Here is a 7,485-nt window from a genome sequence, read left to right on the forward strand (position 1 = left end):
GGTGCTCATTTGGTGGAGGGGGCGCTCGTTCCGAGTGCGCGCGCGAGCCGGTCTCGACGACCCGTGAGCTCCAGGAGTTGCCGGTCGAACTCCGCCAGTCGCTTGCGGTGGAGCGCGAGCGCCTGCGGGCAGACGACATCCGTGACCTCGCGGAGCATGCAGGGGGGAAAGGTGGTGATGTCCACCAGGGAGAAGCCCAACTGGATGAGGTGGGCCACCTGCATCACCCGGGGGACCGACTGCGCGTCGAACTCCCGGTAGCCATTCGCGCGTCGATTCGACGTGAGCAGCCCCGTCTTCTCGTAGTGACGGATGGAGCGCGCACTGCAGCCCGTGCGCCTGGCGAGTTCTCCGATGTTCATCCTGCTCTCCTGGAAACGAACGCTAGCCCCTGACACCCGTGTCAAGGTCAAGGCCTGTTGTCGACGGGTTGGATGGGCGGTGACTTCGCGCTCCATTGCTCGGCCATCAGGTCGATGAAGCGCCGCACCTTCGCGGGCAGATGCCGCTTGTTCGGGTAGAGCGCCATGATGGGGACGAACTCCGTCTCGCAAGACGGCAGCAGCGCCTCCAGCCGCCCGCTCGTCAGGTCCTCGTCGACCAGGAAGTCGGGCAGGTAGGCGATGCCGAGCCCCGCGACGGCCGCGTCTCGAATCGCCTCGCCGCTGTCGAGCCGAAGGCGGCTCTTCCCCTCCACCATCACCCACGCGCCGCCCTTCTCGCGCAGCCGCCAGCGCTGCCTGCGCGACCGGCTGCTGAAGAGCAGACACTCATGCGTGGCGAGTTCCTCCAGCGTCTCGGGCTCACCACGCGCATCGAGATAGGAGGGCGCGGCGCAGATGACCACACGGTGTTGGGTGACGACTCGGGAGACCAGGCGCGTGTCCGTGCTCGTCACGTTGATGCGCACGGCCAGGTCGTAGCCCTCCTCGATGATATCCGCGACGCGGTCGCTGAAGCTCACCTCCGCCTGCACCTCGGGCCAGGTCCGCAGGTAGTCCCGCAGCAAGGGGAGGACGAGCAATCTGCCGAAGGCGCCGGGCAGGGTGAGCCGCAGCACTCCCCGGGGCTTGCTCGTTCGTTGACCCACGCTGGCTTCCGCGTCGTCCAGGGCCGCGAGGACGCGCTGGCAATGCGCATGGAAGACGCGGCCATCGTCGGTGAGGCTGAGGTGGCGCGTCGTGCGATTCAGCAGGCGCACCCCAAGCCGGGACTCCAACCGGGCCAGGGCCTTGCCTGCCGCCGAGCGAGTCAGTCCGATGGCCCGGCCACCCCCGACGAAGTTGCCCGCCTCCACGACGGACATGAAGGTGAAGATTTCATCCAGCTGGGCGCGTTTCATCGTGGCCGGACACTGTAGCGCCCGCGTCGCTGGAGTGGGGAATGCCATTCGTCAATGGACTGGGTATACGAGTCCCGACAATCACTCCCTCATGGAGACAGCACATGCCCGTGACACTGCTCAACCCCGACGGACTCATGAAGACCGACGTGTACCGACAGGTGGCGATTGCCACCGGCACGCGGCAGGTGCACATCGCGGGGCAGGTTGCGTATGACGCCGAGGGGCAGCTCGTCGCGCCGGGTGACCTGGCGGGACAGGTGGCCCAGGCCTATCGCAACGTCGCCATCGCGCTCGCCGCCGCCGGGGCGACGTTCAGCGATGTCGTTCGACTGACGTTTTACGTGGTCGACTGGAAGCGTGAGCTGATGCCCGACTTCCTCGCGGGCGTCGCGCGGGTCTCCGAGGAGTTGAAGATTGTGCCGGCGCCGGCCTCGCTGATTGGCGTCTCCGTGCTCTTCGAGCCGGGGGTCCTCGTGGAGATTGAAGCCACCGCCGTCGTGGGCTGACCCAAGCGGCTCCAAGCGCACGAGTGCCCCACCACCGCTGCATCCGAGGGTGGGGCGCAGCGCTGGTCGACCTCAGAGGCCCGTGCGCTTCTCCATCGCTTCGGTGTAGCGCTCGCCCTGCACGGTGATGCGCGCGGCCTCGTCGTCGAGGGTCCGCAGCTCGTCTGGCAGGAGCTGGAGCTCCGCCGCCCCCAGGTTCTCTTCCAGCCGGTGCAGCTTGGTCGTCCCGGGGATGGGCACCACCCAGGGCTTGCGTGCGAGCAGCCAGGCGAGGGCCACCTGGGCGGGCGTGGCGTTCTTCTGCTTCGCCACCTGCCCGATGAAGTCCACGAACCGCTGGTTGGCTTTGCGGGCCTCCTGGGTGAAGCGCGGCACGGTGTTGCGGAAGTCGCCCTTGGCGAAGGGGGTCTTCTCGTCAATCGTGCCGGTGAGGAACCCCCGGCCCAGCGGGCTGAAGGGGACGAAGCCGATGCCCAGCTCCTCCAGCGTCGGGATGACCTCCTCCTCGGGCTTGCGGAACCAGAGCGAGTACTCACTCTGCAGCGCGGTGACGGGCTGCACCGCGTGCGCGCGGCGGAGGGTCTTCATGCCCGCCTCCGACATGCCGAAGTGGCCCACCTTGCCCTGCTGGATGAGCTCCTTCACCGCGCCCGCGACCTCTTCGATGGGGACGTTCGGGTCCACGCGGTGCTGGTAGAAGAGGTCGATGCGGTCGGTCTTCAAGCGCTTGAGCGAGGCTTCAGCGACACGCCGGATGTTCTCCGGCCGGCTGTCGTTGCCCACCTGCCTGCCGTTCCCGTCGTAGCTGAAGCCGAACTTGGTGGCGATGACGACCTGGGCGCGGACGGGCGCGAGCGCCTCGCCCACCAGCTCCTCGTTGGTGAAGGGGCCGTAGGCCTCGGCGGTGTCGAAGAAGGTGACGCCGCGTTCGACGGCGGCGCGCAGCAGCGCGATGGCATCCTTGCGCGCCATCGCCGGCCCGTAGGCGAAGTTCAGGCCCATGCAGCCGAAGCCGATGGCGGAGACCTCGAGGTTGCTCTTCCCCAGTTTGCGCTTCTGCATGGTTCGCTCTCTCTCTCCGGCCCTGAAGCCCAGGTTCACAAAGTGCGGAGTGTTTCCGTTCCCAGGCTATTCAACTGGCGCCCCGCTGGTCACCTACATGCGTACGCCGGGCAGTTTGCTGGCCTGCTTCACCCAGGCGGTGAGCTGGGCTTCGTCGAGCGCGTCATCCTCGCGAATGTCGAAGTAGCGCGTCTGCGGAGTCTTTGACTCGCCGGGAGGAAGGGGGCGCAGCGAGCTGCCGTTGAGGAAGGCCACCTTGACGTACTTCGTGAAGCAATGGAGGACGAGGAACCAGCCCTGGCCCTCGACCTCGTACATGGGCGAGTTCCATTTGACCGCCTTCTTCACGCCGGGGACGGCGCGAACGATGAGCGCGTCGAGGCGGGCTCCGAGGTCGCGTTTCCAGCCCGGCATGGCCGCGATGTAGGCCTGCACGGGAGCATCGCCGTAGCCCTTGGCGATTTGAGGATTGCCGCCAGACAAGAGGCGCGGCTGCGAGGACTTGGGCGCCGAGGCCTTGGCGGCCACCTTGCGCGGGCTGGCTGCCTTGCGCGGCTTGGCTGTCTTCGGGGTGCCTCGTTTGGCGACGGTCTTCTTCGCGACGGTCTTCTTCGCGGCGGTCTTCTTCGCGACCTTCGCCGTCTTCTTGGGGGTCTTGCCGGCCATTGTGCCACTCCAGGGGTGCGGTGACTGGACCTCGAAGAGGTACGCGGGAACGACGAAGCAGGTCAACCTTCACGTCGAGCCCCCGCGGCGCCTGCCTTCCGCAAGCAGGGGGCAGGGTGACTCCAGGGACAGCGCCGACCCGCGAGGAGGTCGCGGGCCGGTGTCTTCCTCGAAGGCTCAGCGAACCTCGAACTCGTAGAGGCGCGTCGCCGGGTCTCCGTTCTGGGTCGGGGTCGTCACGTTGAGCTTGATGTAGCGCGCCGACGTCGCGGTGATGGCATGGGTCGACGTGCTGTCGGTGTTGCCAGTCACCGTGACGGGCGTGCTCCACGTGGTTCCGTTGCTGGAGGTCTGGATGGTGAAGGCCCTGGTGTTCCAGCCCGTCGACTCACCGCCCGCGCCCGCATGCTTGAGGGTGAAGCTGCTGACGGTCTGCGCCGAGCCCAGGTCCACCTGCATCCACGACGGCGAGACGAGCGAGCAGAACTTGTCGGTGGTGCCGCCCGAGACGCTGCCGTTGACCGCCTTGGCTGCCGACTCGCTGCTGTTGCACGCCGTCGAACTGGTGGTGGGCTTGTTCAACGCCAGGTTGGTGAAGCCCGCGCCGACCGACACCGTCTGCGTCTTGGTATGGCTGGCGCCGGCGTTGTCGGTGACGGTCAGGGAGACGTTGTAGTTGCCGGCGCTCGCATAGGTGCGCGAGGGGTTGGTGGCGGTGGAGGTGGTGCCGTCGCCGAAGTTCCAGCTGCGCGAGGTGATGGTGCCGTCGGCGTCGGTGGAGGAATCGGTGAAGGTGGCGGTGAGGCTGCTGACGGTGACGCTGAAGTTCGCCACGGGCGGGGTGTTGCCGCTGACCGCGGTGTTGATGGCCGCCGCGTACTGCGCGCTGGTGCCCTGCGCGGAGCAGCGCTGGATGTCGTCGTACAGCCACATGAAGCCGCCACGGATGCCCGCGCTGGTCTTCCATCCGCTCATCCGGCTCTGCACGGAGGCGGGGCTGTCGCCCGAAGTGCAGCCAGTGCCATGTCGGGACCAGAGGCCCGGGTCCACCGTCATGCCCATCGCGGTGTTCCAGCTCGCCGGGTTGTTGCCGGCGCCGCCGTCGTAGACTTGGAGATAGATTTTATCGACCGAGCCGCCGAGGTTGTCCTTGAGGTTCCGCCAGAAGGTCTGCTGGGTGTACGGCGCGAAGGTGATTTTGTAGCCCAGGCCGATGAGCATCTGTCCGAAGGTGGTGGTGGGGGCCAGGTCGTAGGCGCTCTCGTCATCGAAGTTCACGGCATCCGCGCGGGTGGCGGTCTTCAGGGCCTGGAAGTTCCTGTACAGGATGCTGTTGGTGCCAGTGCCGCAGACGAGGGTGGTTCCACAGCCGGCGGCGGTGCCGTTGACCAGTCGGGCCATGCGCTCGAAGTCAGGGACGCTCCACGCGCCGATGGACACTTCGATGCGATTGACCGAGGTCGGCGCGGTCTTGAGCGTGGCGAGACGGGTCGGCCACGCGGCATCGCCGATATAGGCGCCGTTCCTGACCACGGGGATGTCGTTGTAGACGAGGTCGCCGTTGTCCTCGATGTGGAAGCTCCAGAGGATGATGGTGGTGAAGCCCGACGCGCGCAGGTCGTCCATGACAGCAGTGCCGCCGGAATAGAACGGGCCGCCGCCGTACACCGCCGAAGCAGCAGTGGCGGTGGGCGCGGCGGTGACCAGGGCGAGCGCGGCGAGTGCTGGCAACAGGCGGAAGAGTGGTGGCGCGGACTGGCTGGGTTTCGACATGGATGGCTCCTCGGAATCGAACGGCGCGATGGACGGCGATGCGCGTTCACGGGTGAGGGCCATTGCGCTCGCTCACACCCGCACGCGCTCCGGGTCGCCAACGTCGGCGACAGGCCCACCTTGGGAGCGGCGAATTCGCTGTGTCAATCTTTGGATGGATTCAAGCCAGACAGGAACGTTGAAGTGCGGGTAGAGAATGGGCAGTCTCTGAACGGTCAAGACACGACCCACTGGCCTGGCGCTGCTCGCTCCATGGGTAGGAGGAACACTCCTATTCACTCGCTGAACGTGTCAGCATGGCACCACAAGGTGACTTGATGATCCCGACCGTCTTCATTGAGCAGCTCACGTTCAGCGGTGGCGCGAGCGTCACGCTCGAACCCGACTCCATCGTCGTCATCGTCGGTCCCAACAACGCCGGAAAGAGTGCGACACTTCGCGATATCCTGCGACTTGCGCCCTCGCGGAGGCATGGCGGAGCGGCGAACCACGTCGTCACTGACCTGATGGTGGGTCGCTCCGGGACGGTCGATGACTTCCTGGCGCTGATGGCTCCCTATCGTCTGCCGAACTCTCCGCTTTATAGCCTCAAGGCGCTTGAGGAATCGAGGCCACCCTTGTCGCCGCATGAGATGAAATTCCGGGGACTCAACGTCGAACAAATACACGAAAAAGATCTCCGAACGTTCTGGGAGCGGAAAGAGGACTCTAGCGCACTCACCGAGCTTTTCTTCTTCCTGCTCGAGCCGTCTACTCGCTTCACGGCCATTGAGCCTGCCAAGGTCTTCAACCTCGCGACAGACATTCCGTTCCTTCCCATCCAGAAGATGTGTGTGGATTCAGCCCTGGCGAATCGACTTAGTCGTTACTTTCAATCCGCTTTCGGCCAATCACTCATCGTGAATCAGACTGCTGGCTCCAGGATGCCGCTCCATTGCGGAGAGATTCCCAGCCTGGAACCCGGCGAGGACCGGGTCTCCCTCAGCTACGCCCGCAAGCTTGAGAAACTCCCGCAGCTTCAGCATCAGGGAGACGGGATGCGCAGTTTCGCCGACTGCCTTCTTCATGTCGCGGCGGTCGACAAGACAGTTGTCATGATCGACGAGCCAGAAGCTTTTCTCCATCCGCCCCAAGCTCGATTCCTCGGAACGCTGTTGGCCAGGGAGAAGCCCGCTGGCCGCCAGTTGATCATCGCGACCCACAGCGGAGATTTGCTTCGTGGCCTCCTGGATGCCAATCCCTCGTCCCTCAAGGTCATCCGGCTCACGCGCGAGGGGGATCTCAACCATGCTCGTGCACTGGATACGGACAAGATCCGCACGCTTTGGGATGATCCCATCCTTCGCTTCTCCAACACCTTGGACGGCCTGTTCCATGAGCAGGTCGTACTCTGCGAGGCAGATGGAGATTGCCGCTTTTATGCAGCGCTTCTGAATGCAATCCAGCCCGTGGACACGGGCGAGCGTAGGCCCGACGTGATGTTCACGAGCACCGGGGGAAAGCACAAAATTCCAGAGATTGCGGCAGCCCTTGTCGGCATTGGTGTCCCTACGCGCGCCGTCGTGGATTTCGACATCTTGAACGATATTACCCCGCTCAAGGAGGCCGTCAGTGCATTTGGCGGCTCATGGGTCGACTTCGAGGGACGCTGGAAGCAGGTCAAATCAGGTGTCGAGCAACGCAGGCCGGAATTGGAGACCGATCACGTCCGGAACGAGATCGGAAAGCTTTTGAGCGAGGTAAGTACCTCTACCTTCCCGGGCGATGTGGCCAAGCGCATCAAGGATGTACTCAAGCGTGCCTCTCCCTGGGACTTGGCGAAGGAGCATGGTCTGGACGCGGTACCTAAGGGACAGGTGCGTCAGGTGGCCGAGCTACTCCTCGTTGACCTCAAGCAACTCGGTCTCTTCGTCGTTGATGAGGGCGAGATGGAGAGCTTTGACCCCACCGTAGGTGGTCATGGAAATGCTTGGCTGGAGGATGTGCTGAGCAAGGACCTCCAACGCGATCCTCAGCTTGAACATGCGAGGAGGTTCGTTCGAGGACTTCTTTCTCTTCCCCCTCCCTGACTGGTTTGGACCTCAAATGATGAGGAGCGCCCGGGCTCGTGGCCCGGGCCCTGTGTGAATCACA

7 protein-coding genes are annotated in these 7,485 nt (G+C 64.8%); 2 read left to right on the forward strand and 5 right to left on the reverse strand.

The features are described 5' to 3' along the window. Window positions 1–5: 5 nt before the first annotated feature. A complete protein-coding gene (locus LZ199_RS33185; RefSeq protein WP_253997762.1) occupies window positions 6–362 on the reverse strand; it encodes a MerR family transcriptional regulator in 357 nt (118 codons plus the stop codon). Between the two features lie 47 nt (window positions 363–409). Then, complete coding sequence (locus LZ199_RS33190; protein ID WP_253997763.1) at window positions 410–1,342, reverse strand: LysR family transcriptional regulator; 933 nt, start codon at window positions 1,340–1,342, stop codon at window positions 410–412. Between the two features lie 104 nt (window positions 1,343–1,446). On the opposite strand from LZ199_RS33190, the gene LZ199_RS33195 reads away from it, so the two are divergent. Beyond that, on the forward strand, window positions 1,447–1,851 hold the full coding sequence (locus LZ199_RS33195) for a RidA family protein (protein ID WP_253997764.1): 405 nt from the start codon (window positions 1,447–1,449) through the stop codon (window positions 1,849–1,851). 72 nt (window positions 1,852–1,923) lie between these two features. Here the strand turns inward: LZ199_RS33195 and LZ199_RS33200 are convergent, their stop codons facing one another. The 3 genes from LZ199_RS33200 to LZ199_RS33210 form a co-directional block, all read right to left on the reverse strand. After that, window positions 1,924–2,913: an aldo/keto reductase gene (locus LZ199_RS33200; protein ID WP_253997765.1), complete on the reverse strand. Its 990-nt coding sequence runs from the start codon at window positions 2,911–2,913 to the stop codon at window positions 1,924–1,926. A gap of 93 nt (window positions 2,914–3,006) precedes the next feature. Continuing rightward, complete coding sequence (locus LZ199_RS33205) at window positions 3,007–3,579, reverse strand: DUF1801 domain-containing protein (protein WP_253997766.1); 573 nt, start codon at window positions 3,577–3,579, stop codon at window positions 3,007–3,009. A gap of 177 nt (window positions 3,580–3,756) precedes the next feature. Then, window positions 3,757–5,352: a PKD domain-containing protein gene (locus LZ199_RS33210; protein ID WP_253997767.1), complete on the reverse strand. Its 1,596-nt coding sequence runs from the start codon at window positions 5,350–5,352 to the stop codon at window positions 3,757–3,759. A 317-nt stretch (window positions 5,353–5,669) separates the two neighbouring features. Between LZ199_RS33210 and LZ199_RS33215 the strand changes: the two genes are divergently transcribed. Next, the gene (locus LZ199_RS33215) at window positions 5,670–7,421 is read left to right on the forward strand and encodes an ATP-dependent nuclease (protein WP_253997768.1); all 1,752 of its coding nucleotides are present in this window, start codon (window positions 5,670–5,672) and stop codon (window positions 7,419–7,421) included. Window positions 7,422–7,485 lie beyond the last annotated feature (64 nt).

It is taken from the genome of Myxococcus qinghaiensis (assembly GCF_024198215.1).
GTDB lineage: Bacteria > Myxococcota > Myxococcia > Myxococcales > Myxococcaceae > Myxococcus > Myxococcus qinghaiensis.

What these genes read in the sequence shown, in the direction of transcription:
- LZ199_RS33185 (WP_253997762.1), bottom strand. Translation starts at nt 362, where the DNA reads ATGAACATCGGAGAACTCGCCAGGCGCACGGGCTGCAGTGCGCGCTCC.
- LZ199_RS33190 (WP_253997763.1), bottom strand. Translation starts at nt 1,342, where the DNA reads ATGAAACGCGCCCAGCTGGATGAAATCTTCACCTTCATGTCCGTCGTG.
- LZ199_RS33195 (WP_253997764.1), top strand. Translation starts at nt 1,447, where the DNA reads ATGCCCGTGACACTGCTCAACCCCGACGGACTCATGAAGACCGACGTG.
- LZ199_RS33200 (WP_253997765.1), bottom strand. Translation starts at nt 2,913, where the DNA reads ATGCAGAAGCGCAAACTGGGGAAGAGCAACCTCGAGGTCTCCGCCATC.
- LZ199_RS33205 (WP_253997766.1), bottom strand. Translation starts at nt 3,579, where the DNA reads ATGGCCGGCAAGACCCCCAAGAAGACGGCGAAGGTCGCGAAGAAGACC.
- LZ199_RS33210 (WP_253997767.1), bottom strand. Translation starts at nt 5,352, where the DNA reads ATGTCGAAACCCAGCCAGTCCGCGCCACCACTCTTCCGCCTGTTGCCA.
- LZ199_RS33215 (WP_253997768.1), top strand. Translation starts at nt 5,670, where the DNA reads ATGATCCCGACCGTCTTCATTGAGCAGCTCACGTTCAGCGGTGGCGCG.